At 50.1% G+C, this 26,160-nt stretch carries 30 protein-coding genes and 1 pseudogene; 14 read left to right on the top strand and 17 right to left on the bottom strand.

Going from position 1 to position 26,160, the window contains the following annotated elements:
- Nucleotides 1-109 precede the first annotated feature (109 nt).
- On the bottom strand, nucleotides 110-1,603 hold the full coding sequence (gene hutH / locus JSY36_RS05915) for a histidine ammonia-lyase (RefSeq protein ID WP_205165651.1): 1,494 nt from the start codon (nucleotides 1,601-1,603) through the stop codon (nucleotides 110-112).
- 534 nt (nucleotides 1,604-2,137) lie between these two features.
- On the opposite strand from hutH, the gene JSY36_RS05910 reads away from it, so the two are divergent.
- The 5 genes from JSY36_RS05910 (at nucleotide 2,138) to JSY36_RS05890 (ending at nucleotide 5,448) form a co-directional block, all read left to right on the top strand.
- The gene (locus JSY36_RS05910) at nucleotides 2,138-2,962 is read left to right on the top strand and encodes an aldo/keto reductase (RefSeq protein ID WP_205165650.1); all 825 of its coding nucleotides are present in this window, start codon (nucleotides 2,138-2,140) and stop codon (nucleotides 2,960-2,962) included.
- 558 nt (nucleotides 2,963-3,520) lie between these two features.
- The gene (locus JSY36_RS05905) at nucleotides 3,521-3,898 is read left to right on the top strand and encodes a cytochrome-c oxidase (RefSeq protein ID WP_205165649.1); all 378 of its coding nucleotides are present in this window, start codon (nucleotides 3,521-3,523) and stop codon (nucleotides 3,896-3,898) included.
- A gap of 296 nt (nucleotides 3,899-4,194) precedes the next feature.
- A complete protein-coding gene (locus JSY36_RS05900; protein WP_122901054.1) occupies nucleotides 4,195-4,671 on the top strand; it encodes a DUF2975 domain-containing protein in 477 nt (158 codons plus the stop codon).
- A gap of 9 nt (nucleotides 4,672-4,680) precedes the next feature.
- Nucleotides 4,681-4,896, top strand: a complete 216-nt coding sequence (locus JSY36_RS05895; protein ID WP_205165648.1) for a helix-turn-helix domain-containing protein — start codon at nucleotides 4,681-4,683, stop codon at nucleotides 4,894-4,896.
- Nucleotides 4,897-4,914: 18 nt separating this feature from the next.
- The gene (locus tag JSY36_RS05890) at nucleotides 4,915-5,448 is read left to right on the top strand and encodes a hypothetical protein (RefSeq protein WP_205165647.1); all 534 of its coding nucleotides are present in this window, start codon (nucleotides 4,915-4,917) and stop codon (nucleotides 5,446-5,448) included.
- Nucleotides 5,449-5,816: 368 nt separating this feature from the next.
- On the opposite strand, the gene JSY36_RS20635 is transcribed toward JSY36_RS05890, so the two are convergent.
- Entirely contained in the window at nucleotides 5,817-5,942 is a 126-nt protein-coding gene (locus JSY36_RS20635) for a hypothetical protein (RefSeq protein ID WP_272873254.1), read from the bottom strand.
- Between the two features lie 126 nt (nucleotides 5,943-6,068).
- On the opposite strand from JSY36_RS20635, the gene JSY36_RS05885 reads away from it, so the two are divergent.
- Nucleotides 6,069-7,544: a helix-turn-helix domain-containing protein gene (locus tag JSY36_RS05885; RefSeq protein ID WP_205165646.1), complete on the top strand. Its 1,476-nt coding sequence runs from the start codon at nucleotides 6,069-6,071 to the stop codon at nucleotides 7,542-7,544.
- Complete coding sequence (locus tag JSY36_RS05880) at nucleotides 7,513-8,031, top strand: GNAT family N-acetyltransferase (RefSeq protein WP_122901046.1); 519 nt, start codon at nucleotides 7,513-7,515, stop codon at nucleotides 8,029-8,031. The genes JSY36_RS05885 and JSY36_RS05880 overlap by 32 nt, the downstream gene beginning before the upstream one ends.
- Before the next feature lie 5 nt (nucleotides 8,032-8,036).
- On the opposite strand, the gene JSY36_RS05875 is transcribed toward JSY36_RS05880, so the two are convergent.
- Complete coding sequence (locus JSY36_RS05875; RefSeq protein ID WP_205165645.1) at nucleotides 8,037-8,981, bottom strand: nucleoside hydrolase; 945 nt, start codon at nucleotides 8,979-8,981, stop codon at nucleotides 8,037-8,039.
- A gap of 246 nt (nucleotides 8,982-9,227) precedes the next feature.
- Here JSY36_RS05875 and hutU point away from each other — a divergent pair, with 246 nt between their 5' ends.
- The 4 genes from hutU to JSY36_RS05855 all read left to right on the top strand — a co-directional run bounded on the left by hutU (nucleotide 9,228) and on the right by JSY36_RS05855 (nucleotide 15,258).
- Complete coding sequence (gene hutU, locus JSY36_RS05870; protein ID WP_205165644.1) at nucleotides 9,228-10,904, top strand: urocanate hydratase; 1,677 nt, start codon at nucleotides 9,228-9,230, stop codon at nucleotides 10,902-10,904.
- Nucleotides 10,901-12,172: an imidazolonepropionase gene (gene hutI / locus JSY36_RS05865; protein WP_205165643.1), complete on the top strand. Its 1,272-nt coding sequence runs from the start codon at nucleotides 10,901-10,903 to the stop codon at nucleotides 12,170-12,172. The genes hutU and hutI overlap by 4 nt, the downstream gene beginning before the upstream one ends.
- Complete coding sequence (locus JSY36_RS05860; RefSeq protein ID WP_205165642.1) at nucleotides 12,169-13,137, top strand: arginase family protein; 969 nt, start codon at nucleotides 12,169-12,171, stop codon at nucleotides 13,135-13,137. Before hutI ends, JSY36_RS05860 begins: the two co-directional genes overlap by 4 nt.
- Nucleotides 13,138-13,551: 414 nt before the next feature.
- Nucleotides 13,552-15,258, top strand: coding sequence for a bifunctional metallophosphatase/5'-nucleotidase (locus tag JSY36_RS05855; protein ID WP_205165641.1), 1,707 nt, complete (start codon nucleotides 13,552-13,554; stop codon nucleotides 15,256-15,258).
- Nucleotides 15,259-15,403: 145 nt separating this feature from the next.
- Here the strand turns inward: JSY36_RS05855 and JSY36_RS05850 are convergent, their stop codons facing one another.
- Both JSY36_RS05850 and JSY36_RS05845 read right to left on the bottom strand, forming a co-directional pair.
- Nucleotides 15,404-15,727 carry a hypothetical protein gene (locus tag JSY36_RS05850; protein WP_205165640.1) on the bottom strand — a complete coding sequence of 108 codons (324 nt, stop codon included), beginning with the start codon at nucleotides 15,725-15,727 and terminating at the stop codon, nucleotides 15,404-15,406.
- A gap of 159 nt (nucleotides 15,728-15,886) precedes the next feature.
- Nucleotides 15,887-16,189 carry a hypothetical protein gene (locus tag JSY36_RS05845; protein WP_205165639.1) on the bottom strand — a complete coding sequence of 101 codons (303 nt, stop codon included), beginning with the start codon at nucleotides 16,187-16,189 and terminating at the stop codon, nucleotides 15,887-15,889.
- Nucleotides 16,190-16,532: 343 nt separating this feature from the next.
- Between JSY36_RS05845 and JSY36_RS05840 the strand changes: the two genes are divergently transcribed.
- Complete coding sequence (locus JSY36_RS05840; RefSeq protein ID WP_205165638.1) at nucleotides 16,533-18,347, top strand: serine hydrolase domain-containing protein; 1,815 nt, start codon at nucleotides 16,533-16,535, stop codon at nucleotides 18,345-18,347.
- 263 nt (nucleotides 18,348-18,610) lie between these two features.
- Here JSY36_RS05840 and JSY36_RS05835 read toward each other — a convergent pair whose 3' ends face one another.
- From JSY36_RS05835 to JSY36_RS05820, 4 genes are all read right to left on the bottom strand, one after another.
- Nucleotides 18,611-18,781 (bottom strand): hypothetical protein, encoded by a 171-nt coding sequence (locus tag JSY36_RS05835; protein WP_205165637.1) that lies wholly within the window; start codon nucleotides 18,779-18,781, stop codon nucleotides 18,611-18,613.
- 1 nt (nucleotide 18,782) lies between these two features.
- On the bottom strand, nucleotides 18,783-19,112 hold the full coding sequence (locus tag JSY36_RS05830; RefSeq protein WP_205165636.1) for a hypothetical protein: 330 nt from the start codon (nucleotides 19,110-19,112) through the stop codon (nucleotides 18,783-18,785).
- 43 nt (nucleotides 19,113-19,155) lie between these two features.
- Complete coding sequence (locus JSY36_RS20930) at nucleotides 19,156-19,632, bottom strand: DUF2812 domain-containing protein (RefSeq protein WP_205165736.1); 477 nt, start codon at nucleotides 19,630-19,632, stop codon at nucleotides 19,156-19,158.
- Between the two features lie 114 nt (nucleotides 19,633-19,746).
- A complete protein-coding gene (locus JSY36_RS05820; RefSeq protein WP_205165635.1) occupies nucleotides 19,747-20,277 on the bottom strand; it encodes a GNAT family N-acetyltransferase in 531 nt (176 codons plus the stop codon).
- A 110-nt stretch (nucleotides 20,278-20,387) separates the two neighbouring features.
- Here JSY36_RS05820 and JSY36_RS05815 point away from each other — a divergent pair, with 110 nt between their 5' ends.
- The gene (locus JSY36_RS05815; protein WP_205165634.1) at nucleotides 20,388-20,633 is read left to right on the top strand and encodes a hypothetical protein; all 246 of its coding nucleotides are present in this window, start codon (nucleotides 20,388-20,390) and stop codon (nucleotides 20,631-20,633) included.
- Here the strand turns inward: JSY36_RS05815 and JSY36_RS05810 are convergent.
- The 6 genes and pseudogenes from JSY36_RS05810 to JSY36_RS05785 all read right to left on the bottom strand — a co-directional run bounded on the left by JSY36_RS05810 (nucleotide 20,630) and on the right by JSY36_RS05785 (nucleotide 23,628).
- A pseudogene (locus tag JSY36_RS05810) lies at nucleotides 20,630-21,113 on the bottom strand (HIT family protein). The gene JSY36_RS05815 and the pseudogene JSY36_RS05810 overlap by 4 nt on opposite strands.
- A 9-nt stretch (nucleotides 21,114-21,122) precedes the next feature.
- On the bottom strand, nucleotides 21,123-21,902 hold the full coding sequence (locus JSY36_RS05805; RefSeq protein WP_419466030.1) for an MBL fold metallo-hydrolase: 780 nt from the start codon (nucleotides 21,900-21,902) through the stop codon (nucleotides 21,123-21,125).
- Between the two features lie 5 nt (nucleotides 21,903-21,907).
- Nucleotides 21,908-22,426 (bottom strand): GNAT family N-acetyltransferase, encoded by a 519-nt coding sequence (locus JSY36_RS05800; protein ID WP_122901018.1) that lies wholly within the window; start codon nucleotides 22,424-22,426, stop codon nucleotides 21,908-21,910.
- Between the two features lie 100 nt (nucleotides 22,427-22,526).
- Entirely contained in the window at nucleotides 22,527-22,910 is a 384-nt protein-coding gene (locus tag JSY36_RS05795; protein WP_122901016.1) for a hypothetical protein, read from the bottom strand.
- Entirely contained in the window at nucleotides 22,907-23,473 is a 567-nt protein-coding gene (locus JSY36_RS05790; protein ID WP_205165632.1) for a hypothetical protein, read from the bottom strand. Before JSY36_RS05790 ends, JSY36_RS05795 begins: the two co-directional genes overlap by 4 nt.
- Complete coding sequence (locus JSY36_RS05785; protein WP_205165631.1) at nucleotides 23,470-23,628, bottom strand: DUF4083 domain-containing protein; 159 nt, start codon at nucleotides 23,626-23,628, stop codon at nucleotides 23,470-23,472. Before JSY36_RS05785 ends, JSY36_RS05790 begins: the two co-directional genes overlap by 4 nt.
- 235 nt (nucleotides 23,629-23,863) lie before the next feature.
- Between JSY36_RS05785 and JSY36_RS05780 the strand changes: the two genes are divergently transcribed.
- A complete protein-coding gene (locus tag JSY36_RS05780; protein ID WP_205165630.1) occupies nucleotides 23,864-24,598 on the top strand; it encodes a hypothetical protein in 735 nt (244 codons plus the stop codon).
- A 98-nt stretch (nucleotides 24,599-24,696) separates the two neighbouring features.
- On the opposite strand, the gene JSY36_RS05775 is transcribed toward JSY36_RS05780, so the two are convergent.
- Nucleotides 24,697-25,704 carry a hypothetical protein gene (locus JSY36_RS05775; RefSeq protein ID WP_205165629.1) on the bottom strand — a complete coding sequence of 336 codons (1,008 nt, stop codon included), beginning with the start codon at nucleotides 25,702-25,704 and terminating at the stop codon, nucleotides 24,697-24,699.
- A 231-nt stretch (nucleotides 25,705-25,935) separates the two neighbouring features.
- Nucleotides 25,936-26,148 (bottom strand): PspC domain-containing protein, encoded by a 213-nt coding sequence (locus JSY36_RS05770; RefSeq protein WP_122901010.1) that lies wholly within the window; start codon nucleotides 26,146-26,148, stop codon nucleotides 25,936-25,938.
- Nucleotides 26,149-26,160 lie beyond the last annotated feature (12 nt).

Here is a 26,160-nt window from a genome sequence, read left to right as displayed (position 1 = left end):
TACAGTTAGGTGGTCGGTTTTAACACTTAGACGGGGTGATTTTACACTTGGCTCGCTGTTTTCTACACTTACGTTTCAAGATTCAACGGTTAGTGGTTTTATTACCGGTTTAGTAGGCCATAGTAACGGTTTCCCCCAGCCACGCCGCCATCCGCTCGATATCCTTTGAAAAAACCCGGTCTTCTTTAATAGAAGGAACGACTTTCCGGCCGGCTTCGTAAAACGCGCGTGTCTGTGCTGCCATGTTATCCACCCCGCGGTACTCCACGGCCTGCATGGCACAGATCGCTTCGATGGCGATAACACGCCGGAGGTTGCCGGCAATCATCCAGGCATGGCGGGCGCCGGTCGTGCCCATGCTCACGTGATCTTCCTGATTGGCAGATGACGGGATCGAGTCCACGCTCGCCGGGTGGGCGAGGGTTTTGTTTTCCGAAACGAGTGAGGCGGCCACATACTGCATGATCATCGCCCCTGATTCAAGACCTGGGCGGGGGCTTAAAAAGGCCGGCAGATCGTTCAGCTGTGGATTGACGAGGCGCTCAATCCGGCGCTCTGAAATGTTGGCCATCTCGGCCATGGCGATGGCGAGGAAGTCCATTGCAAGGGCGATCATCTGACCGTGAAAGTTCCCGCCGCTCAGTACTTTTTCCCCGTCATCAAAAATAAGGGGATTGTCTGTGGCCGCGTTCATTTCCGTTTCCAGCTGTTTTTTTACGTAGCCGAGTGCCTCTCTGCTCGCCCCGTGGACCTGAGGAATACACCGAAGCGAATAGGCGTCCTGCACTCTCAGCTCCCCCTGCTTCGTGACAAGTCTGCTGCCGGCTAAAACAGACCGGATGGAAGCGGCTGTCCGGATCTGTTCCTCATGACCCCGGGCAAGATGAATCGACTCGTCAAAGGCATCGATGATTCCCCGGAGTCCTTCCATGGTCATGGAAGCAACCCTGTCGGCATGATCAAAGAGCCGTGCCGCCTCGAGCCAGGCAAGAGCACCGACACTCGTCATGGCCTGGGTGCCGTTGATCAGGGCGAGACCTTCTTTTGCCTGAAGTTCTAGAGGCTCGAGTCCGGCTGCATGAAGAGCCTGGGGCGCGGCAACCTTTTGTCCTTTCGCCACCACTTCCCCTTCCCCTAAAAGGCCGAGTGCCAGATGGGCGAGCGGGGCCAGGTCGCCGCTTGCCCCGAGAGATCCCTGGGACGGGACGACCGGATGAATTTCTTCATTTAAAAAGGCAATAATCTGATTGACCACATCCGGGCGGACGCCGGAAAATCCTTTTAGCATCGTGTTTACCCTGAGGAGAAGCATCCCCCGGGATACTTCTTCGGGAAACGCCTCCCCTACTCCGCACGCGTGGGAAAGAATCAGATTCCGCTGGAGCTTGACCACGTCCTCTTTTGCGATGGCGATGTCGCTGAATTTTCCAAATCCTGTATTGATGCCGTAGACGGTTTCTCCGTTATTGACGATCCGGTCCACAGCACACCGGCTTGCCGTTACTCTTTTCATGGCTTCTTTATCTGCGGCCACGCATTCTTTTCCCTTAACCACCCGCTCAAAAAGCGTGAGTGTCATGTCGTTTCCTGTTAAAATCACCATTTCTTTTCCCCCTGCCTTTCTTCATGCACCGAAATAAAGCACGAAAAAAGAGACCTGGTCAAAAAATCACATCCGATTTTTTGTCCGGGTCTCTTTTGTTATTTTCAGAATGAAGCCTTCCATGGCTCATCACCTTTTTCTGTTTGAATAGTTAATTTCCGCTCATTGCACTTTCCGCGGGCGGCTCGATCCTCAGCGCTTTGCGCTTCCGGGGTCTCCCCGGAACTCGCTCCTCCCGCAGGAGTGTCGCGCATTCGCTTCAACAATTTTATACAACAAGACCTTAACACAATCATTAAACCAAGCCCGTTTCTACCTCTTTAATCCAGTGCCTGGCAGAATATGAGCTCACCGGCACCCCCACGGAAAGCGAAGAGCATGGAGGCAGCATCAACACCCTTTAGTTTTGGATATCTCCTTTCTATTTTATTAAACATTCTGACATTTAGTCAACCTGAAGCGCTTTCTTTTCTTTATTTCTGTATGCCTGTGCTATACTATTCCGTGAATCGACAAAACAGGAGGAATGACACGATGACTAACGTTACGTTAAATAACGGACTTGAGATGCCTCAGCTTGGTTTTGGCGTGTGGCAGGTTGAAGATGACCGTGCTGTGACGGCTGTGACAAACGCCCTTGATACCGGCTACCGCTCCATCGATACCGCGATGATTTATCAAAATGAACGAGGTGTTGGAAAGGCGCTGCGCCAGTCCAGTGTTCCACGTGAAGATATCTTTCTGACTACGAAGGTTTGGAACTCCGACCAGGGGTACGACGAGACCCTGAAAGCATTTGACGAAAGTCTTGAGCGTCTCGGCACAGAATATGTTGATCTTTACCTGATCCACTGGCCGACACCGGAATATGACGATTACGTGGATACATATAAAGCGATGGAAAAGCTCTACCACGACGGGAAGGTGAAAGCGATCGGCGTGTGTAATTTTGACATCGAGCATCTCGAGCGTCTTCTTGATGAGTGCGATGTGAAGCCTGTGGTGAATCAAGTAGAGTGTCACCCGTACTTTGCCCAGAACGAACTGAAGGCGTTCTGTAAAAAGCACGACATCTTCGTGGAATCGTGGAGTCCTCTTATGCAGGGCGGTGACGTTCTTGAAAATGAGGTTGTGAAGGAAATCGCTGACGCACACGGCAAAACACCGGCACAGGTGGTTATCCGCTGGCACCTGCAGAACGATTCCATCGTGATTCCAAAGTCTGTGACCCCTTCCCGGATCAAGGAAAACTTCGATGTGTTTGACTTCGAGATTTCGGCTGACGATATGAAGGCCATTAACGAGCTCGACCGCGGTGAGCGAAAAGGTCCGAAGCCTACTGAAATGAATAGAAGATAACGTTAAAAGACCTGGAGAGCCCCTGTGGTTCTCCAGGTCTTTTTTTTACGCTCTTTTCCCAAGGTTGTTGCTCTTACAATAGTAAATTTTGCTACAGGCGGACTTTTTCCACAGTAGGTATCATTTCAGCCTCCTAGTGGAAAACACCAGGACCACAAAAAAAGTCAATTTGTTCAGATAAGTACTCCGAAACCACCATACGGTCTTCAGTCGATACTATTCCAGCAGGAGTCGCCGCCTTTCGATCCAATTTTTATAGCAACAATTTATCCGAAAACAGCTTTAATTTAACTTTACTAAATCGGAAGTGTAATGAAATCCTTTTAGTATTATGCTCCGCTGGACGCCAGCAGTGAGACTCCTGCGACTGTGGGGGCCAGGCGAGACCCCGCAGGGCATAGCCCGCGAAGGCTCACCGGCACCGTCGCGGATGGCGAGCGGATGGCGTTCAGCGGAGCTCAGGTAAACTGACTTAAGGGTATATTCATTTGAATTTATCATGAAAGATGCCTCATTTTCTGCATATACTCTACTATTGCGGAATAGGGGGGTGAATGTATGGGCGTCCGCTTTATTAAAACGGCTGTTGTCTACTTTGTCGTCAGTATCGCTGTTCTCACGTACATGACGCTGGCAGGCGATCAGACTGCGGGTCCTCTCTCCATTATCACTGCCGTACTCGGCTGGTGTTCCCTTGCGCTTACGGGTATCATTTATCACTTCTTTCCGAAGGCTGGCGAAAACAAGCTGGCACACCTTCATTTCTGGCTTTACAACACGAGCCTTCCTCTGTTCCTCACCGGCCTTCTTCTCGAACTCACGGATATGAGCATGGTCTTCCCTCTTGTGCCGGTGAGTGTCACTCTTTTATCCGTTGCCATTTTTGTGTTTATCTATAACGTTTTTCTGCATGTGAAAAAAAGGCGGAGGTTATAGGTACCTGGGAGAAAGTGCTTTTACAGTATGAATCGCATTTAAAAAGGGGCCGAAGAGTAAATTCTTCGGCCCCTTCACTTTATATTTAGAGCAAAAAAAGAACGGCTATTGTAACCCCTCCCCATAAAAAAAGAGCAATCCCTGGTTGTTCAAGAACTGCCTATGCATCATCACTACCCCAGTAGTCTTCAGATTCCGGGTGCATCGTTTTATGTCAAAACAATAATTTTTTATTGATAAACAATAAATCAAGGTATATGATAAAAATTACCATAACAGATGAGGTGAGGGTGTATATGAAGCGAGGTTCCATTCCCTTTTTAAAAAGTGCACTTGTGATTATCGGCTTGATCCTACTCGCCATGTGCGTGTTTGTTCTGCCGCCTCTTGCCAACAGCACTGCGGCCATGAACCCGGAGTTTTCTCATTTGAAGTACCCTGTTCTCCTTGGTCTCTATGCTACCGCGATCCCTTTTTACATTGCACTGTATCAGGCATTTAGCCTTTTACGCTGCATTGACAGAAACAACGCCTTTTCAGAGTCAGGGGTAAAAACGTTAAACCAGATTAAAAACTGTGCCACAGTCATTATGGCGCTGTATATTTCAGGCTTCGTTTTTCTTGCCCTCCAGGGGGCCCTCCATCCCGGAATTATCCTTATCGGGGTGACTATTCTCTTTTCCTGCTTTGTCATTTTCGTGTTTGCATCGGTCCTGCAGGAGCTGCTTAGGAATGCACTGAAAATAAAGTCAGAAAACGATATGACGGTTTGAGGTGAGAGCGTGGCAATTCGAATTAACATTGATGTAATGCTGGCAAAACGGAAAATGAGTGTGACCGAACTGTCCCAAAAAGTCGGCATCACCATGGCCAACCTGTCAATTTTAAAAAACGGAAAAGCAAAAGCGGTCCGCTTTTCCACATTGGAAGCCCTCTGCAGAGCCCTTGACTGCCAGCCTGGGGATATCCTTGAGTATGAAGACGATAAAGATGAGTAACACAGAAAGGGTGAGGAGATGTCACTGCTTTTGCTGACCGGCATATTCGGTATCGTGCTGGTTCTTGTTTACAAAAAAACGTTAATGAACAAGATCGGGACAACCAGCAAAATGGTACAGAGGCTGAGCCAGGCAACCTGGTTTTACAACCACTGGCTGGCAGGACTGTTCCTGTTCGCTCTGAATACCGCCTTGTTTTTCACCACGGGCTTTCTTCTATATCTCCTTACCCTGGTCCTGATTCCATTCGTCCATTTGTTTGTGATGACCGGGGCCGTCATCGCAAGCATCCTTTTGTGGGTCGTTCTCAGCCAAACATGGCGCGGAACGAAAGAAAACCGTCTTAAAATGAGTGCAACGGGAAGCAGCGTTTATCTGATTCTTACCGTGCTCTTCGGGTACTTTTTCGTGACTCTTGAGCCGTCTTATGAAGGACAGGACACCTTTATGGCTGCAATCGGACTGTTGTTTGCCGCCATTGTCACAACTGTGGCCTTTCTCACGTGTCTTACAATTACAGGACTGTATGGAAAAAAGAGCACCGGTGCATAACAAACGCGCTGTGCGCCGGCGCTTCTATAAAAATTCTAGATAAGCCAGAAAAACAAGCTGATCACAAGCCCCACAATGGCTGTGTTTCTCTTATTCTCTTTATTTACTGGCGCATTCTTCGCAATCATCAGGGCAAAGACAATTCCCACCGGAATGGGAATGAAAATCCAGAAAATAAAGCCCCCGAGCAGGGTATGAGGCCACTGAATTAGTACAAAACAACTTTTTCACTGCCTTTATTTGAGTTGCAATGGCTCCATTCGGTTGCTCGCCTGTTACGAGAAACCCACTCATAACAGGCTTTTCAAAAATGCAACCGTTACGCTCATTGCTTAAAAGGCACTGGAAAAGGTAAAGACCGACCTTTTTCAGTGCCTTCTCGTATACCCGAGCATCTTCAGAAAACCCCAGTCCTCCCTCTCGCCCCTCTTGTAAAACAAAAACGCCGTAAGGAGAAGCAGACCAAAGTGCAGAAAGTCAATCTCAATATTCACAACCATTCCCCCTCTTCCCCCTATTGTAGCAACGATGGATAATTCATACAAAAATACCCGGCTATCTCCCCCGAAGCAGGACATCTCTCCCCCAATCTCGAAACCCTATTTCAAGGAGAGATCATTATGCCGACACTGCTCATCGCCGACCGCGACCACGCCGAATGCCAAGGGCTCAAGTGGTTTGCGGAGCGCTCATCACAAAATATGAAAACCATTACGCCCGCCCACAGCTGCGGGGAGCTCCTCGCCGCACTCGATGGCACCACACCTGACGTGCTCATCCTTGAACTGGACCTCCTTTCAGATCCCCGTGCAAAGTCACGGATTATGGGCCTCAGAGAAACAGCCATCATCGCCACCACCGCCGAACCGACCTTTGAAAAAGCGATGCAGGCCTTACATATGAACGCCCTGGACCTGCTCATCAAGCCCCACGCCCCCGCAAGGCTTCAGGCCCTCCTCGCAGCGGCAGCCAAAACGGGGCACTATGAACCTCCGGCTTCAAATGCCGCCACACTTACGTACGACGACCTGTTTGTGAAAAAAGAGCCCAAGGACCGTCCGTACAACGCCGTCGCCTTTGCCCCGTCAAACAGCCGGAGCCGGGAGCGGCTCTCCCGTTTTTTCAGGGAGCAGTCTTTTTCCAGTACGTTCTTTACCCTCAGTGACTGGACGATCGCCATAAGCGACCAGGGGGCTTCTGATTTGGCAAAAGAAGCGAACCGCCTGTTGGACGTGTGGAACAGCAATCACCCCTCCACCGCCCTGGCAGCCATTTTGTATACACCCGGATCAACGGATATCCATCACCTATATCAGGAGACAAAGCAGTTGATCCCCATCACCTTTTACAAAGGATACAGACAGCTGTTTGCCTTCGAAAGACCGCTCCGTTGGAAAAAAATCGATCCGTTTTTAACACCAAACGAGCAGCGGGAATGGGTGGACATGCTCGCACACCGGGAGCTCGACCGGGTCAAGGACTGGCTCTACTCGAACCTTCTTCATTCCGACGCGCCGTACCCCGAGCCACAGCTTATGAGAACCCGGCTCACGAGCATTCTCGCCCAGGTGAGGCGCTACATGCGTACGTACCGCCTGGACAGAGGTGACGATGAAGCGGCTTACGAAAAACTTTACGGGACAATCCTCCACGGGCCGACCCTTCACGGGATCGTCCAGGATCTGTACCTGTTTATTCAGGACACCATCACCCACGTGAGCCGGGAGCCTGGGAGTATGGACGCAGTGGAAAGGGGAATTCTGTATATAAACGCACAGTATCAGGACCCGAAGCTCAGTCTGTCCAGGGTAGGACAGGCAATCGGCCAGAGTCCCGGGTATTTCAGTGAGGAACTGAAAAAGCGGGAAGGGATGTCCTTTCGCCCGTACCTCACCCGTGTGAGGCTGAAAAAAGCCGAATCCCTTCTCCGGGATTCCACATTATCCATAAAGGAAACCGCCGCGCAGTGCGGCTTTATATCGAGCAATTACTTCGCCCGGACGTTCAGACAGCACCGCGGTGTTTCACCGAAAGCGTGCCGGGAAGCCTACAGGAGGGAAAACCATGATCACCATACGCAAAGCGGAAACCAGTGATGCAAAGGGCATCGCCCGGGTTCATGTGGACAGCTGGAATGAAACGTACAAAGGCATCATTCCGGATGAAGTCCTGGACGGAAGAACGTATGAAAGGCAGGAAAAAATGTGGAAAGGTGCCCTCGCCGCTGCCCTGGAAGACCGGGCCATTTTTGTCGCCGAAACCGATGGCGGTGAAGTGGTCGGCTTTATTACCGGGGGACCGAACCGGGAACCGGATAAATTTGACGGCTTTGACGCTGAACTTTACGCCGTGTATGTATTAAAAAATGCCCAGGGTCAGGGTGTGGGACGAAAGCTTACGAACAGCCTCACGTCCTTTCTTGGGGAAAAAGGGTACGATTCGATCATGGTCTGGGTCGTGAAAGACAACCCGGCGGTCCGCTTCTACGCCCGGATCGGCGGCCGCCCGATTGGAAAACGGACGGAAACGATGGGCGGAAAGGAAATTGAAGAAATGGCCCTCGGCTGGGACATTTCCGAGTAGGCGCCCTACTCGGTTCCCAGCTTCATCGTTTGAACGAAGTTTTTCGCAAACCGGTCGTAAACAAAATCCATGGCCACCCGGACAACGGGCGTCTCTTCCTCCCACTCGGCGCTTGGGCGAAAATCGGCGATGCTCTGACCCCGCGTTGCCGGATCGGCGGAGACGCTCACGGGCTTTTCAGCGTAATCAAACATGTCGGGCTCCACGAGGGTCATGAGTGCCACCACGTCATGAAACGGCGCCCCTTCAATCTCCGGCACAAGAACGGCATAGGCATCGGCATAATACGAATAGACCGGCTCAATGAGCGCTGTAAAGCTGTTGAACTCCTCCTGGGTAACGTCGGTGATCATGCGATCAGTGACGATGGCATAGTTTGTGACGTTCAAAGGGACCAGGGTCACGCGCTCCCCTCTTGCCATCACCAGGTTTGCCGCGATCGGATCGCCGTAAAAGTTGGCTTCACTTAGTGGCGTCACGTTTCCCGGGTTGAGAAACGAACCACCCATGATTACGACCTGCTTCACTTTTTCCATCACTTCCCCGCCGAGGATAAACGCCATGGCAAGGGATGTGAGCCTCCCTACATCCACAATCGTCAGCTCACCTTCGTATTGTTCAATCACATCAAACAGATCGGTAAAGTTCAGCAGGTCCCCTTTGATTTCGTCCGGCGGCTGAATCGGGCCGAGCCCGTTTTCCCCGTGAATTTCCGGGTAAAACACCGCCAGCTCCCCTGACAGAGGAAAGCGAGCACCGGCATAAATCGGAATATCTTCCCGTCCGGCAAGGGACAGAAGATAGGCGGCGTTGTTGGTTGCCTGTTCCTGGTCCACATTTCCGTAACCGGTCACAATTCCCACAAGCTCAATATCCGGATGCAGAAGGGCATACATAATCGCCACTGAGTCATCAATTCCCGGATCACAAAACAGCAGTACTTTTTCCAAAAATTCCGCACCTCCCCTCATCTCCAGTTTATGTGAAAAATTCAGGCAGATGCCCGTCTGTCAGCAGGATACTTACAACGGCTTAGTTTCCGGCAAAAAAGCTATGATTCTTTTAAAATTGAACCAATTTGTTATTTCCCAGGTGAAATATCAGGAATTTGTCCTTGTTTTCTGTGGAAATTCGTCTGTTTTTACCCGCCCTCTCTTTCTATACTGAAACTATTAAATGGTCAGGATGGTGAAAAGATGAAACAGGTGAGAACAATTCGAAGTAAACGGGGCACTGCCCTTGAGACGAAAGGCTGGATTCAGGAGGCAGCGCTCCGCATGCTGTCAAACAACCTGGACCCGGAGGTGGCGGAAAATCCGGAAGATCTCGTTGTGTACGGCGGGATCGGAAAGGCCGCAAGAAACTGGGAAGCGTTTGACGCTCTTGTTGCGAGTCTGAAAGCCCTTGAAAATGACGAAACCCTTCTCGTCCAGTCAGGAAAACCGGTGGCAGTGTTCCGCACACACGCCAACGCCCCGCGGGTGCTCATTGCCAACTCCAACCTCGTTCCGGCGTGGGCAAACTGGGATCACTTTCACGAGCTCGATGCAAAGGGACTCATGATGTACGGTCAGATGACCGCCGGAAGCTGGATATACATCGGCAGCCAGGGCATCGTTCAGGGCACATACGAAACATTCGGGGAGCTTGCCAAGCAGCACTTTAACGGCTCACTCAAAGGGACGATCACTCTTACTGCCGGCCTCGGAGGCATGGGCGGCGCCCAGCCCCTGGCTGTGACGATGAACGACGGGGTCTGTCTTGCCATCGAAATTGATCCTTCCCGCATTGAAAAACGGATCGAAACCGGCTATCTGGACCGTTCCACCGACTCCCTCGAGGAAGCAATCCGAATGGCCAGACAGGCGAAAAGTCTCGGGGAGCCGTTATCCATCGGGCTTCTCGGAAACGCTGCCGAACTTTTACCCCAAATGATTGAAGACAGCTTTATCCCTGATGTACTGACAGACCAGACGTCCGCTCACGATCCGCTAAACGGCTATGTGCCGGAAGGGTTCAGTCTCGATAAGGCTGCCGCGCTCCGTAAACAGAACCCGAAAGCATACACCGGTCTTTCAAAGGCGAGCATGGCGACCCACGTAAGGGCCATGCTGGAGATGCAAAAACAAGGAGCCATTACGTTTGACTACGGCAACAACATCCGCCAGGTGGCCTTTGATGAAGGCGTCCGGCACGCCTTCGACTTCCCGGGGTTTGTACCGGCCTATATCCGTCCTCAGTTCTGCGAGGGGAAAGGGCCGTTTCGCTGGGTCGCCCTCTCCGGAGACCCTGAGGACATCCGGAAAACCGACGAAGTGATTCTCCGTGAGTTTGCGGACAACGAGCATCTGTGCAACTGGATCCGGATGGCTCAGAAGAAAATTCAGTTTCAGGGGCTGCCGTCAAGGATCTGCTGGCTCGGATACGGTGAGCGGGCGCGGTTCGGGAAAATCATCAATCAGATGGTGGCGGACGGTGAGCTCTCGGCTCCGATCGTTATCGGGCGGGACCACCTGGACTCGGGCTCTGTAGCCTCCCCAAACCGGGAAACAGAAGCGATGAAAGACGGCAGTGACGCCGTGGCCGACTGGCCGATTTTAAACGCCCTTATTAACAGCGTCGGCGGTGCGAGCTGGGTGAGCGTGCATCATGGGGGCGGTGTGGGGATGGGGTACTCCCTTCATGCCGGAATGGTGATTGTGGCGGACGGAACGAAAGAAGCAGAAGAACGCCTCGAGCGGGTTCTCACGACCGACCCGGGAATGGGTGTGGCCCGCCACGCCGACGCCGGGTATGAGAAGGCGATCCGTACCGCGGAGGAAAAAGGAATTCACATTCCCATGCTCAAACAGAAAGGAGACGCGCGCCAATGAGCTATACGTTTATTAAACACGCGAACGAGCTGCTGACAGTAAAAGGACACTCTGAAGCGCCTGCTGTAAAAGAACAGATGAACAACCTTCATATTATTGAAGACGGAGCTGTGCTGATCGAGGACGATACGATCATCGACGTGGGAACAACCGACAAGCTCAAACGAAAATATGCGGACATTCTTGATGATGCGATTGTGGTTGACGCATCGAATAAAGTGGTGGCACCGGGACTCGTGGATCCCCACACCCACCTCGTGTTTGCAGGAAGTCGGGAAAATGAGTACAACATGCGCCTTCAGGGGGCCAAATACATGGACATCATGGCCAAGGGCGGCGGCATTCACGCCACCACCCGGGCTACCCGCCAGGCGTCCGCGGAACAGCTTTACACCGAAAGCTTCCCCCGTCTCGATTCGTTTTTAAAGCACGGGGTTACAACCGTGGAAGCGAAAAGCGGCTACGGTATGGACTGGGATGTTGAGCGGCGTCAGATGGAAGTGGCCCATCAGTTGAACCGTGATCACGTCGTGGACATCGTGAGCACCTTCATGGGCGCCCACGTGATTCCCGAGGAATACAAGGAAAAGCCTGATCAGTTCGTGGACGAGGTGGTAAACGAGATGATCCCGGCCACAGCCGAGCTCGGTCTCGCCGAATTTAACGACGTTTTCTGTGAGCGGGGCGTGTATACACCTGCCCAGAGCCTGCGAATCCTGGAAGCCGGGAAAAAGTACGGCCTCATTCCGAAAATCCACGCCGATGAAATTGAACCGTACGGCGGGGCGGAAATTGCCGCGGAGGTGGACGCCGTGTCCGCCGATCACCTTTTGAAGGTGTCCGACCGGGGACTCAGCATGATGGCCCATAAAGGGGTTGTGGCGGTTCTCCTCCCGGGGACGGCATTCTTTCTCATGACGGAAGCGGCAAACGGACGAAAAGCGATCGACGCGGGCGTTCCGGTGGCTCTGTCCACGGACCGGAATCCGGGCTCGTCCCCCAGCACATCGATGCCGTTTATGATTAACCTTGCGAGTCTGACGATGGGCATGACGCCGGCCGAAGCCATTGTCGCGGCCACCATCAACGCTGCCCACGCCATCAAGCGGGCCGACCGGATCGGCAGTATCGAAGCGGGGAAAAAAGCGGATCTCGTGATCTGGGACATTCCGAACCACATGCAGTTTACGTATTTGTACGGCGTGAACCACACAGAAACGGTCATTAAAAACGGGCGCAAAGTGGTCAATAAGGGGGTTCTCGTGTGAATCCATACGAAGGACTCGAACGTCCCCCGTTTGTCTGGAACCAGCACAAAGACGTACCTGAAAAAGTGCACGAATGGATCCGGCCGGTTCGGGAAAAAAGGCCGGAAGATGCTGACGCCGTCCTATACGGCGTCCCTCTTTCCCGCTCCTCCATCAGCCCCTCGGCGGCTTCCGCGTTTCCCGAAGCCTGCCGCCGGGCGTGGCGGGGATTTACGACGTACAACCTCGATGAGGATGTGAATCTGAGCCGGCTTCGTTTGTATGATCTGGGTGACGTGAAGCAGCACGTCACCGATATTCCGCAGTGTCACCAAAACATTGTAGACGCTTCGGCGGATGTGAAACGGCACCACCCGGGGAGCGTCTCCCTGGCCATTGGCGGGGATCACTCGATTACGGCGATGATTGTAAAGGGATTAAAGGAAGCGGCGCCGGATAAGACGATCGGAATTGTGCAGCTGGACACCCACTTTGATCTTAGGGATATGCGGGAGCTCGGTCCGGCGAACGGGACACCGATCCGGAACATGGTGGAATCGGGTCTTGTAAGGGGCGATCACATTCACAACATCGGGCTCCACGGATTTTTTAATACACCTGATCTGAAAGACTACGCCGACCACCACGGCATTCACTACACCACGCTTAAACAGGCCCGCAAAAACGGCGTTGCCGAGACTATGGCACAGGCTTTGGAGAGCCTCGGCGGGAAAGTCGATTGTGTTTATTTCACCTGCGACATGGATGTTCTGGATATGGCGTATGCTCCGGGAGTGCCGGCCACGACGCCCGGGGGGATGCGTACCGATGAGTTGTTCGAGGCGGCGCTCGTGTGCGGGCGGCACCCGAAAGTGATGGCGATGGACATCGTCTGCCTCGATCCGGAGAAAGATGTGGCGGGGATGACGGTGAAGGCCGGGACGCATGTGATGCTGTCGTTTCTGACGGGGGTGGCGATGCGGTAGGTTTTAGGTGTGGTTTTGGGCACAGGGGGAGGTTTCCTCTGTGTCTTTTTTGGGTGGGTTTTGGGCTAACTTGTTTAAATCGGACCTTAACTCGTTTAATTGAGGTGCTAACTAGTTTAAATGACCTGCTAACCTGACTAAAGGACCCCCTAACCTGTTTAAAGCAGATCCTGACTTGTTTAAAACCACGGACGGGGCGCTCCCCCTTACTTCCGCCCTAGTAAACTTCTCCTCCATTTGCTACTCCAACGTCTATCTTCCTGATTCCAAGGGATCAATTTCCAATTCTTGATGCGGGATGGATTGTTTTTCTCTATGGTTCAGCTATGATATACGTCAGATTACATATGAAGGCACTGAAAAGGTTATTTTGTACTTGTTCAGTGGCCTCACATTTAAGGAGGAGACAATATTATGAAGAGAAACCGATGGCTTCACACCCTTTTGGGTGCCGGGGCGTTATCCTTGGCGCTTATTGGGTGCGCTGAAGATGTGGATCAGGATGTGGAGGAACCTGAGGAGGAGCCGGCTGAAGAGGAGGCTTCTGATGAGGGGGAATCGTTTGAGCTGACGATTTTTCATACGAATGATACCCACGGCAGGACAAATATGTATCCTCAGCTGATTACAACGTTGAATGAGGCGAAAGAACAGTATGGCGAGGGGCTTTTGCTTGATGCGGGGGATGTGTTTTCCGGTACGCTCTATTTTAACGAATTCAGCGGCCAGGATGCCCTGGAGTTTATGAATCTTATGGAATACGACGCGTTTGTCCCGGGAAATCACGAGTTTGACCTTGGGGACCCGGACATGGGCCACCAGGAGCTCGTTGACTTTATTAAAGGAGCGGAGTTCCCTGTTGTGGGGGCGAATATGGATTTTTCCGGCGATGAGGGTCTGAGCGCACTGGCCAATGAAGGGGTGAGCTTTGAAGCGGAGAACGGGCAGATTTACGACGGAATTGTTCTGGAGCATGACGGTGAGGAAATCGGTATATTCGGTTTGAATACAGAGGATACTGAATCGATCTCCAGCCCGTTTGATGTAGCGTTCACAAACTATGTGGAGGCAGCCGCGGGCATGGTTGAAGCCTTTGAAGCGGAAGGCGTCAATAAGATTGTAGCCCTTACCCACCTCGGGTATGACAGCGATCCGAGTGTCGGCAATGACCTTCTTTTAGCACAGCAGGTTGAGGGGATTGACGTGATCATCGGCGGGCACAGCCATACGGAAATCGCTCCGCCGACGGTCGTTACCGAAAACGCTGACGGTGAGGAAATGGATCCGACTGTGATCGGACAGGCGGGTGAATACGGCCAGTACCTTGGGGTGATGAATGTCTCCTTTGATGAAAACGGTGTTGTGCTGAAGGCTGATGGAGAGCTTCTTGCCACCGAGGACCGTGAAGCGGATCCTGAAGCCGCTGAGATGCTCGCTCCGTACACCGAACAGATTGAGGAGCTGCAGAGTGAAGGTGCCGGTTCGTCAGTGGTAACCGAGCTTCCAAACCCGCGTCATGGTGAAGGCGATGAGCAAAGTGTCCGGGCAAACGAGACGGCTCTTGGCAATTTAATCGCCGATGCCCAGCTTGAGGCTGCATTATCGGCTGATGAAAATACGGTTATGGCCTTGCAAAACGGGGGCGGTATCCGTACGTCACTTCCTGAAGGAGACATTACGATCGGTCATTTAATTGAGGTTCAGCCGTTCGGCAACCGCCTGACACTGCTTGAAGTTTCAGGAGAGGAATTGATCGAAGCCTTTGAGGTGAGTGTCTATGATGCTCCTGAGGAAAGCGGGGCGTTCCTTCAAGTATCCTCCGGAACCCGACTGACCTATGACAGTAGCCAGGAGCCTGGAGAACGTGTCGTTTCTGTTGAAATTGACGTGGACGGTTCCTATGAGGAGATTGATCCGGACGAAACGTATACGATTGCCACAAACAACTTCACGGCTACTGGTGGCGACGGCTTTACCGTTTTCGCTGATGCATATGATGACGGCCGCGGCACGATTGTCGGCTTCACTGACTGGGAGATGCTTCGTGATTATATGGCTGACCATGGTGAAGTGGATTATGAGCCGGAAGACCGGATTGTGGATGTGGCTGAGGGAGAATAGAAGATTGTATGTTTTGGCATCCCCTGGTTCTTTTTTGGACCGGGGGTTTTTTGCTGATTGGTTTTGTGGGCGGGGGGCCGGGCTAACTTGATTAAAGCAGTTTCTAACTTGATTAAAGAAGATCCTAACTTGTTTAAAAGGATCTTTATGTGTATTTTTGTATGAGTTCACCTACAGAGTAACCAATAAAATCCTCGTGGCTGCGAAGTTTTCTGTCTTCTGATACGAGATTGATTCCCAGTTTGGAAGATTCATATATTATCATCAGATCATAAATGGTTGAGAGTTTTTGCTGCTTGGAGAATATTTTGAGTATACGCATGAGGCTTTCTTTATCAGGGTGTACGAAGAAGTCTTTTTCAAAGAAGGGAATTAGTATGTCGGTGATCTTTCGAACAGGCAAAGCGATACGGTTCTTTGGCTTACCCTCATCATCATATGCAATGAGTCTTTTCGCTCCGAAAAACACGACTACTTCTACTAAAACATGATAGGAGAGGTAAAAAATCTATGATGCCTTTTTCGGCAAGGCTGAAAACGCCTTCAGCGTTTTCGAGATTCGAATCTGCTGTGAGGAAACTGATAATGATATTGGAATCAAGAATGAGCTGTTCTTTTTCCATAGGCATTAACGGTTCCTATCATCAATAATGGTTTGAGCATAATACTTATGCGCTGATTCAATTCCTTCATCACAAATCTTTGTGGAGATGGAGAACACGCCTTTGAATTCATTTAAAGGGGTTTCTTTCCTCCACTGCTGACTAGCACCTTTTTTCAGTACACATGTTTCATCATTCACTTGACGATTGGCAGAAATGACATGACGGCCGGACACTTGAGGATATAGATGACCTCTTCGCCCTCTGGTTACACGTCTAGCTTTCATTACAGACATTCTTTTCCCACCTTTCATAAACCTTTTTCTCATCGTAACACTTCCCCCTGAAATCTAATAGTAATCAGTATACGCACAGAGGTAGTTTTTTAGCCTTTCTTGCTGGCTTGTGCTACTCCTCTCCTCCCCCCGCTTCTGCCAACCCGTTAATTCCTGGATATCCACCACACGCTTCGGAAATGCAGATGACTCCTTTGCTGTATCTTTCGTTTTTTGAGAAGTCAAAAGCACAGCTTTTGCACAAAAAGAACAATTGACCTGCTTCTAACCTACCAGTTTCTGTGACAGAAAAGGAAGAACTTCTCATGATAAAATCTTTCGACTGCCTCACAATTAATTTATAGAATATTTAGATAATAACTTTAGGAGGAACGTTATGAAACGGTTACGAACTAAAAGTATAATTGGTTTTTTATGTGTTGTTTTACTGGGTTCCACCTTTACGACCCAGTTTCCTGCGTCAGCACAACAGGCGGCCCCGCAGCATTCCATTGAGGAAGAACATTTCCATCATGGAAAACCAAGCTCTCTACCTGCACAGGTATCTGCTCCTGCATGGTCGAAGGCATGGGACAGAGCAGGAAAACCAAACAGAACTATCCGTGAAGGACATCCCTCCCAGGTTAATATGAACGGGGATTATTTAGAAAACATTGATGAGGTTGTTCTTAGGGGAATTGAGGAAAACAAATACCCGGGTGCTGTTGCTATGGTAGTAAAAGACGGCCGTATCGTGAAACACGAAGCATATGGAAAAGCGTCCGTTTATAAAAACGAAACAGAAGTTTTACCAGAAGAGGAACAGTTGGCGATGGAAAAAGATACGATCTTTGACCTCGCGTCTTTAACGAAGATCGTCACATCCATTGCAACGATGCAGCTGGCAGAAGAGGGCCACATCAGCCTGGATGATTCACTCGCAGCATACATACCTGAATTCGGTATCCTCGGTAAAGAGGAGATTACAATTAAACAGTTATTAACTCATACATCCGGGCTTGCAGCGTCTCACCCTCTTGACAACTACGACACAGAGGAAGAAAGGCTTGAAGCTTTGTATACATTAGAGCTTCAAAACGAGCCTGGAAAAACCATGGTATACAGTGATTTGAGTATGATTCTGCTGGGGCTTCTAGTCGAAGAGGTATCCGGGGAGTCATTGGATCATTATATTTACAATCACATCACCAGCCCTCTCGGCATGGATGACACGATGTTTAACCCGTCAGAGGAGTATCTGCCGAGGATCGCACCAACGGAGCACTCTCCATGGTCAGGCAGAGAAATGGTATGGGGTACAGTGCATGACGAAAAAGCTTATGCCATGGATGGTATTGCAGGACATGCAGGCCTGTTCAGTACGGCTGAAGACTTTGCGATTTTATCCCAAATGATCTTGAACGGCGGCAGGTACGGAAATGTCCGCATTCTGGAACCTGAAACGGTTTCTCTTATGCTCACAAACCACATGACAGATGAAACAGATTTAGGTCAGGGCCTGGGCTTTAATTTAAACCGTGGCTGGTTTATGGACGGACTCTCCTCTCCTGTGGCAGCCGGTCATACGGGTTTTACGGGCACGTCCTTTGTGGTTGATCCGGTCAATGACACAATTGTTATCTTTTTTACAAACAGGGTCCATCCGACACGGTACGGTCCTTCCATTAACCCTGAAAGGCAGGATGTAGTCCAACAGGCAGCAAGAGCATTACCGGTTCGCCCTGCAGCCGGGCAGAAAGCCTGGTTCAGCGGAAATGGCAGGGACAAAAATCATACCCTTACCCTCCCTGTCACTCTTGAAGAAAACAGTGAACTTACATTTAAAACGTGGTTCGATATTGCAGATGATATTCCACGGGATTTTGGCTACCTTGAAATTTCAATGGACGAAGGTGAATCATGGGAACTTCTTGAAGGCGAACTTTCTGCACGGCACACGACATATGAGCACGACGGTGTTTTCACTGGTTCCACAGTCTGGCAATGGGTGGATGCGGCATATGAATTGGGAGATTACAAGGGCGATGCGCTCCTCCGTTTTCATTATGAAACAGATGCCTCTGCAAACGGCCGCGGCTGGTACATTGACCGGGTCAGTGTAAAAGGAGATAACGGATATGTGTTCAAAGATGGTCCTAACCCTGATCCAGAGAGCTGGCAGGCAGAAGGCTGGGAGTTAAGCGGGGATTAATTCTGATGCTCCGTGATTATATGTCTTACCTAAGTGGATTATTGTAAGGCAGGACTGTGGATGTGGCTGAGGAAGAATAAGCAGAGAGTGTGTTGGCGGGGATCCCCGGTTCATTTTGTGGACCGGGGTTTTTTGTTAAGTTTAGAGAAAGCTTTATATCTACTTTTTGTGGGTGGACCTCGCCTCCCCCGTTAATGTGCGGGTCGAATCCGCGAATCCCGTCCACCAACTAGTTAATGACAGGATTTCCGCTTCCTTTTTATCTATGAAGCTCCCTTCCTGACCCCAAGCCATGTGGATGTCCCGATCGCGAGGCCCATGACCACGCCCATCAGTGTACTGTCAAAAATCGGGGTGAAAAAGATGATCCCGATCGTAAGACCAATCGCCAGCCAGCAGAGGTAAAAGAAAGTCTCCTTAATATCCATTGTCATGTCAATCCTCCTCCTTCCTGTGTGTGCCGAAGTACAGGAACGGATTCAGGATACTCAATCCTATTACGGCCACACTCAGCGTGGTGTTTACCGTACTCCCGCCAAGGCCCAATTCATCCACGATAATAGCATCATAGTAAATCACCTGTACCGTAATGACGGCAAAGACAAGTGACAAACCGGCCACCGCAATTCCATTAAGTAACCGGTGCTTAAGTTTTGGAAAGATGATGAGAAAGAAAAGACATAACGAAAAAACAGCTAATGTGATATATACTGGTCTTAGCAGTGTGAATGAACCTTCAGTCACAAACGAATCATAGGTGTACATGAAAGCCTCCTTAATGATTTAACAGCAAATAAATTTTATTGCTCTATGAACCTTCTAGCCTGAAATAATACATCCATGGACGCAAAATCATGTTTAGAATGCCTAGCATAATGAAAGGATAAACGGTGACATTGAAACGTTCGAGGATGGACAGGGACAAATAACCGTTTTCCAGTACATCAGGGAGCATTGAGGTAAAGAAATTGCTGCTGAAAATAATCAGGGCCGGCGTTAGTATCAGGGAGAAAAATATGGCCATCCTCTTAATGGCGTGCTGTTTCAATTCAGCGACGTCAGTATTCTCGTCGTGATTCTCCTCAATTTCGAAATCACTTTTTCTCCAGATGGTCCATTGCTGCCTGGAAGAACCAGTGGCAGCGGCCTGTTCCCATCCGGTATTTTTGTGCGCAAGGTAAAGGTGAATATCCCCTCTTCCTTCATACGCGACACTGAAGGTGCAACGGGCTGGATCTGCTTCTTCAAAATAAAACGTGAGGCCCCGTTTCGAAACCTCAACCAGGTGATACCCTTCAGTTGCTTGTTTCTCGAGCCAAGCCTGTCAGGTGCATACATCCAGCCGAATTTATACCGTTTGATTGAGGTTGTTATGCCGTCCATTTCCCTCTCTCCCCTTCTATAAATCTGTTTCCAGCTGTATATCCCGTACTTCTCTCAGGTAGATGGTTTCGTTTATTTCTTTGGCCGGGACGCACCCCATCGCCCGGTAAAAATGCTGTGTTTCTGTTGCAGGGTGGGCTCCGATATAAAGCTTTTCGGCACCGGCTGCTCCCGCTTCTTCCTTTGCTTTCTGGAAAAGCCGTCTGCCGATACCCCTCCCTCTCTTTCTCCTGTCCGTGTGAAGATAGGAAAGCTCCTGATAGACTGCGGTTTTGCCGAAAAGGCCTGGCTCCAGAACGGCGAAACCTGCAATGTGAGGACCGTCTTCAGCTGTGATTACTGTTCCCCCGGATTCAATAGTCTTATAGAAGTGGTCTGTGATCGTGCGCTTTTCCTCCGGAGACCATGCGTCTTCAAAGTAATCGGTCTTTTCTTGCCATTCTCCTTTCTCATACGTCAGTACCCGGGATGTGTGCTGGGTGCGGTCAAAGGAATTAAGCATGGACGGAGTGAGGTCATTTAAGGATAAAACACGTATTTTTATCATCGGCGGCCTCCTTTCTACAGGAACCAAAGTCCTGTTTTTCAGCGGTAGGAAGGAAGAAGTCTTCTCCCCGGTGAATAAACAAAAATCAATATGAAAACAAGGGTGACGGTATGGGTGTGGAAGTGATTTTATGCGGAATGATTGTGTTGGGTTTTATCATAATGGGGGCTGCATTTTTCACGAAGGAAAAAGACATGGATGAGCTGTCTTTTTTCGGGGCAGCTGATTTATTTGCCTGGATTTATCAACTATTATTTAATACTTCAGACATTTTTGCAAAGCGGTTTCTGATTTTTTCCCTCGGTTTGGTATGGTCGGGGGTGTTTATTGCTGTACTCATTTTAGGCCTATACTAACCTTTGGCCAGCTCTTCCTTAAGGGCTCTGATGGCTTGTCTGGCCTCTTTCATCTGTTCCTCGCCGTTCATGTTGTTTCTGGCGTGAAGGAGCACCGGTCTCACGGACTCAACCGAGCGGCCGAACGCGTACATCCACTCATAGCGGGGTACCATCCACGTGTGAAAGAGTGGTGTCTTCGTTGTAAAAATAATAGACGTGCTCAATGCCCAATACCTTTCGCTGTGCTTTTCGAATCGTGGCCATGAGGCTGATGTACTCGTACCGCTCCTCTTCTGTGAGTTCATCCAGGCACGTGGTATGGCGCTTCGATGCGAGAATGACCAGCCCTTTGACCGGATACGCCACGTCCTGGTGGGCATGAAAGTGCCCGGTCTCCATGATCGTGCCTCCGTCCGGCTCAATCAGGCCTGTAGTGATGGCGCAGCTCAGGCACGTCATTTCTACTTGTTCGCCGTTTGACAGGGTCACTTGCTTCATTTCTGCCTCCTAAAATTGCACACTGATTCTGTTAAAGCGGTGAACGCCGGTTCCGAATACAATCAGATTGTGTTCCTTCAGATACGATACGAGTCCTCTGACATCTTCCAGAATGTCCGGGTCGAGACCGAGGGAATTGTGGCCTCCGTAAATCCTTTTCACACCATTGAGATTCGTCATTCTCTCAAGGGACCGGACCAGGTCTTCGGGACTTGTGCTCGGAAAAAAAGCATAGACCGGTGTTTCGTCATAGATGAGGTCGCCGGAAAACAGAAAGCCGTTTTTCACGTCAAAGACCGCAATATGCCCCGGGGAATGACCGGGCGTATGATAAATCGTGAGTTCTCTGTCTCCAAGGTTGATTGTATCCCCATCTTTCAGCGTCCCGGCAGGCTTTCCCTGATAGGGCGTGTACATTTCAGGATTAAAGGAAGCGGGAACCGGCAGCGTAATATCCCGGGCAACGTCTTTTCTGATCTGATCGATAGGAAGTCCCTTTATGCCGTTTACAAGCCAGTCCTCTTCCTGTTCATGAACGAAAATGTCCCCGTACTCGCCGTGACTGCCGATGTGATCCCAGTGAACGTGGGTGGTGAGCACCATGACCGGCAGTGATGTGAGCTGATCGGTGATTTTTTTCATGTTATCAATGCCAAGCCCGGTATCGATGAGAGCCGCCTTGTCTTTTCCGAGTAAAAGATACGAGTGGACTTTTTCCCAATGGCCGTATTCGCTGATGCCAAAGGTCGCGTGATCGAGTTGTGTGACCGTAAACCAGTTGTCCTCTATGAAGCTCACTCTGCTCCCCCCTCTAATATTCTCGTATAGCAGACAAACGTCAGTTTCTGCCCGTTAAGTTCGACCGTTTCCTTGTTCGTTTCCACTTCCCTGAAGCCGTTTTTCTCCAGCACTTTCCGGGAGGCCGTGTTGTCCTTGGTTGTTTTTGCGTGGAGTTCGGTTATGTGTTTTTCTTTCAGGTTCCCGATTAATAATTTGAGGGCATCCTTCGCCACACCTTTCCCCGTATGGCTCTCGCCGATCCGATAGCCGAGATGGCCCCGGCCCTCTTCTATATCCGTCACATTGATCCGCCCCAGAATCGTGCCGGTGCTGTCTTTGATTAAATAATAAAGGGCCTGTCCCATGGCCTGTTCCCGGAGCCGTGTTTCGAGCCGGCTTCTAAACGTGTCGCTGTGGTAGAAGCTGTTGCCCCGGCTTGGGACGGACTGCTCAAAATAGGCTCTGTTTTCGAGCTCAAATTGAAGCAATGGTCCGGCGTCTTTTTGGTTAAGCGGTTCAAGATGGATTGGCATGGTGATCATCCGTTCTTTTATAAACTTTTTGTGGTTGATTTCCGCTATTTGCGCTCGCTTCTATCAACCTTTTTTTTAAAACACTTTTAAAACAACAGCTTTATTTCATATCCGGATAAAGCCAAGGTATCACCGGCGGGATCCCTGCTTCGGGCAGGAGGTAGGCAAATATGAACCATGCCCCCATGAGGATACCGAGTGCCGTTACCCAGCCTGACATGACGGGACGGTTGCCTGAAAAAGCGCCGATCGTTCCGAGAATGGTGGTGAGAATTGCTGTTACCATCATTGAAATGCCAAATTGATAGGCTGTGAGAGCTGTTCTTTCGATGAGAAACAGAAAATCGACAGCCATGGTGAAAAAAATATAGGTTATTTGAATGATGAGTCCGATAAGAGCTGCGTGCTTCAAGATGGTGTCACGTCCTTTATGCTTATGTATGACTGCCTTAAGAAGCCCCCGTTTCTCCGGTTCCTCCGTCAATAATCTTTCGCGTCTTTCAGCTCATCGATGATTTCGGTGAGGCGGGTTCTTACTACGAGCTGGGCTTTTCGGGGCTGATCGTCCAGGTGTTTGAGATCTTCTGTCTGTTCCTCCCACGAAAGCTTTGTTTCCCGTTCCAGCGCTGAGACTTCTCTTTCAACCCAGTCGGGGTTTGTGTGGTAGAGGCGGAGCGCAGGCTCTTCGTCTGCCAGCTCCCCGGGAACCGTATACGTGAGCTCCCCAAGCCATGCCTGAAAGTCCTTGTCCCCGAGGACGGTTCGCTTCTCTTCCAGTACCCCTTCAATCAGACGGGCCGCCTTCGGATCGAACCCCTTTTCGTCCATTTTTCCCGTAACGGTCTTGATCGTGAGCCTGTTGAGCTGTTTGGCTTCAGCCCGTTTGCCCGACACGTAAAAGTACAGCATCACGCCTGTGGCGAGAAGGACAATCACCGCGCTCCTGTCGATCTCGCCGTGGTTGATCCAACCGGTGACGAGGGTGAGGCCGCCGTAGCCGAGAAGGATGGCGGTGAGGATGATGATGAATTTTGATAGTGTGGTCATTGCTTCTCTTTCATCTCATCGAGCTTTTTTGTGATTTCGTCCAGCTGGCGCTTGTTTCTCACGGTGTGCCTAATGAACCAGACGACCAGTGCCGCCATTCCGACGAGAATGCCGAGGCCGGCGAGCTGAAATAGAATATCTGTCATTGTGATCATTGTTTATTCCCCCGTACATGAGTTTTTTGACAATTCCATTTTAACATAAAATCCCATCATGACACTGACTGACATTTTCTTTAAGGCGGTGTAGGATTGCTCCTAACTTTGCGGAAAGGATTTGGGTATTTAATCCTACCGGTTCGTATATCCATGTTCATATACGAGAAGGCACTGAAAAAGTTCGATTTTTATCTTTTTCCAGTGCCTTCATGCCAACGTTGGAGGCCTTGAGATGGATACGGTGAAAAAGGGATGGGAAAACGTGTGGATGTGGCGGGTTGCGGCGGCTGTTTTTCTTGTGTTGTTTTTCGTGAGTCTGGCATCGTGTCATGGGGCAAGGTCTGAAGCAGATATTGCTGCGACTTTGATCGGGGAGCTGGATAAGGAGCGGGACCGAGTGTCGGAGCAGTTTGAGGATGCCCGTGACAGGGCTGATGCTCTCGAAGCGGAGAACGAGGAACTTGCCGGTACTGTCGGGGAACTGGAAGCGACGGTTGCGGAGCTGGAGTCGTTTATTGAAGAGAACAACGTGGAAGCTGCGGTTGCCGAGCGGGATGATGCGGAGAAAAAGCGGAAGGCCGCTGAGAGCAGGGCCGAAAGCCTCGAAGGCGATCTGGCAGAAGCAGAAGGGAATCTTGAGAAGAAAGATAAGGAGATTTCAGGGCTGAAGGCTCAGCTTGAGGAAAAGGAAGAGGAGATTATTGCGCTGAAAAATCCGCAGCCGCCAAAAACGGAGAAGCTCGGAGCCGGAAAATGGACGGCTGGCGAGCATATCGCCCCCGGCCGGTACACGGTTAGAGCTGAGAGCGGATCTGGTAACTTTATCGTCTATGACAGTTCAGGATGGCTTGAGATCAATGAGATTCTCGGGGGTGACTGGGGCGTGGACGATGTGACGTTTACGCTTGCTGATGGGGATGAAATCGAGATCATGGGGATTACGGTGATTTTTGAGGAAGCGGATTAACCAAACGACTAAAAGTGCCCGGATGCGAGCAATCGTCCGGGCATTTTGTACCTGCCTAAGCTCTTTTAAAAAGAGGGCTCCCATCCCTCCCAGCCGGGTTAAAAATCACTGCTATCGATGACACGTTCTGTCCCGTCTTTGTTTCTATACACAACGTCTCCTTCAGAGGCATGAATAAACCAAAACCGATCATCGTCATTTATGCTGATTATGGTTGCCTCCTGACCGTCCACTGCCACGCGTTCTACATTCTTATCATTAACCATTCCTGCATAGAAGTGTGGTGAGCCGTGAGATATACGCCAGTTGATACCGCTTTCCTTAACGTTCGCACCGAGGGAATGCTTCCAGTGCCAGTGTTGCCCCATTTTCTCAAGGTAAACAAGAAAGACCTGCTCCCCTTGATTGTTTTCCTCAGTAAACACAACAATTCCGTCGTTATTTTGTAACACTCCTTCATCCATATACAGAACCGAATAAGGTCGTTCTTCCCGGTCTCCGTGTTGATTCATCATGGCATGAAAAGAATCGTGAAGGGTGTTATCCTCATATTTCTCTAAATTTTTCTCGTAAAACGCGGGATAGTCCCGGTTAACGACTCTTTCCATAATACGGTTAAACGCCTCAGGTGTATCGACCGCATTATGCATAAACGAGACGTCCTGAAAATCAGTGGCTACGGTTTGGAGAAAGGCGCGCTCGCCGGCTGACAACTCACCTTTGTAATAAAAAGGTTCACCTTCGTATCCCGGTACTCTGTCTCTTTCGTTCCTGCCGGTTGTGATAAACGTCAGCTCTTCAAAAACACGTGAGTATTCAATCTCTTCGTATTGTGCACTTCCTTCATAAAATTGTTCATCCAACAGAAGGAACATTGCTTTTAACTCGTGCAAGTATGCCTGAAGTTCGTCACCATCACTGTTGGTTACATCGTGTAACTTCACAGCCGCTACATCCAATCCGGCTGAAAAATCGTCGAAAAAGGTGTCATCCATTACGCCTTTTCCCTCTGAATCGATAGGCGCTTCCAAAGTAAGGAGAAATACCCCGATCACGATGACGCCGATTAGACCTAAAGGCATTATCTTCTTCGCTGACTCCCTCATACTCCCTCCTCCTTTTTTTCTGTGTAACAAAGGTAACTGAAATGAATTTCTTTTATAAATGTGAGTGATTTTTCCTTCTTTTTATAAGGATGGGGAAAAATACACGAGAAGAGACTCCGAAAATAATGAAACGCATTCGTATAATAGCCAAAACTCATAGGAGAAATAAAACAGGCCAGCCGGGACTTTAGTAGAGTCCGGGTTACAGATTCAAACCGGTGGTGAACGTTCCTAAATCTCGTATTCTTTTTCTGTATCCTTTGGCATGACCCAGTCGGCGATGATGTAGACGATTACGCCGGGCATGATTGATGTGAGGAGAGTGGCGATGGCAAATACAAGCCGAACGATCGTCGGGTCCCAGTTGTAATATTCGGCGATGCCGGCTAGGACGCCGCTGGCCTTCACGTCTGTGGTGGATTTGTAGAATTTTCGGTTGCTCATGATTTTCACCTC

This window comes from Alteribacter salitolerans, from assembly GCF_016901055.1.
GTDB classification, from domain to species: domain Bacteria; phylum Bacillota; class Bacilli; order Bacillales; family Salisediminibacteriaceae; genus Alteribacter; species Alteribacter keqinensis.
The sequence above is the reverse complement of the archived record's forward strand: the minus strand, read 5'-3'. Positions and strand labels throughout refer to the sequence as shown.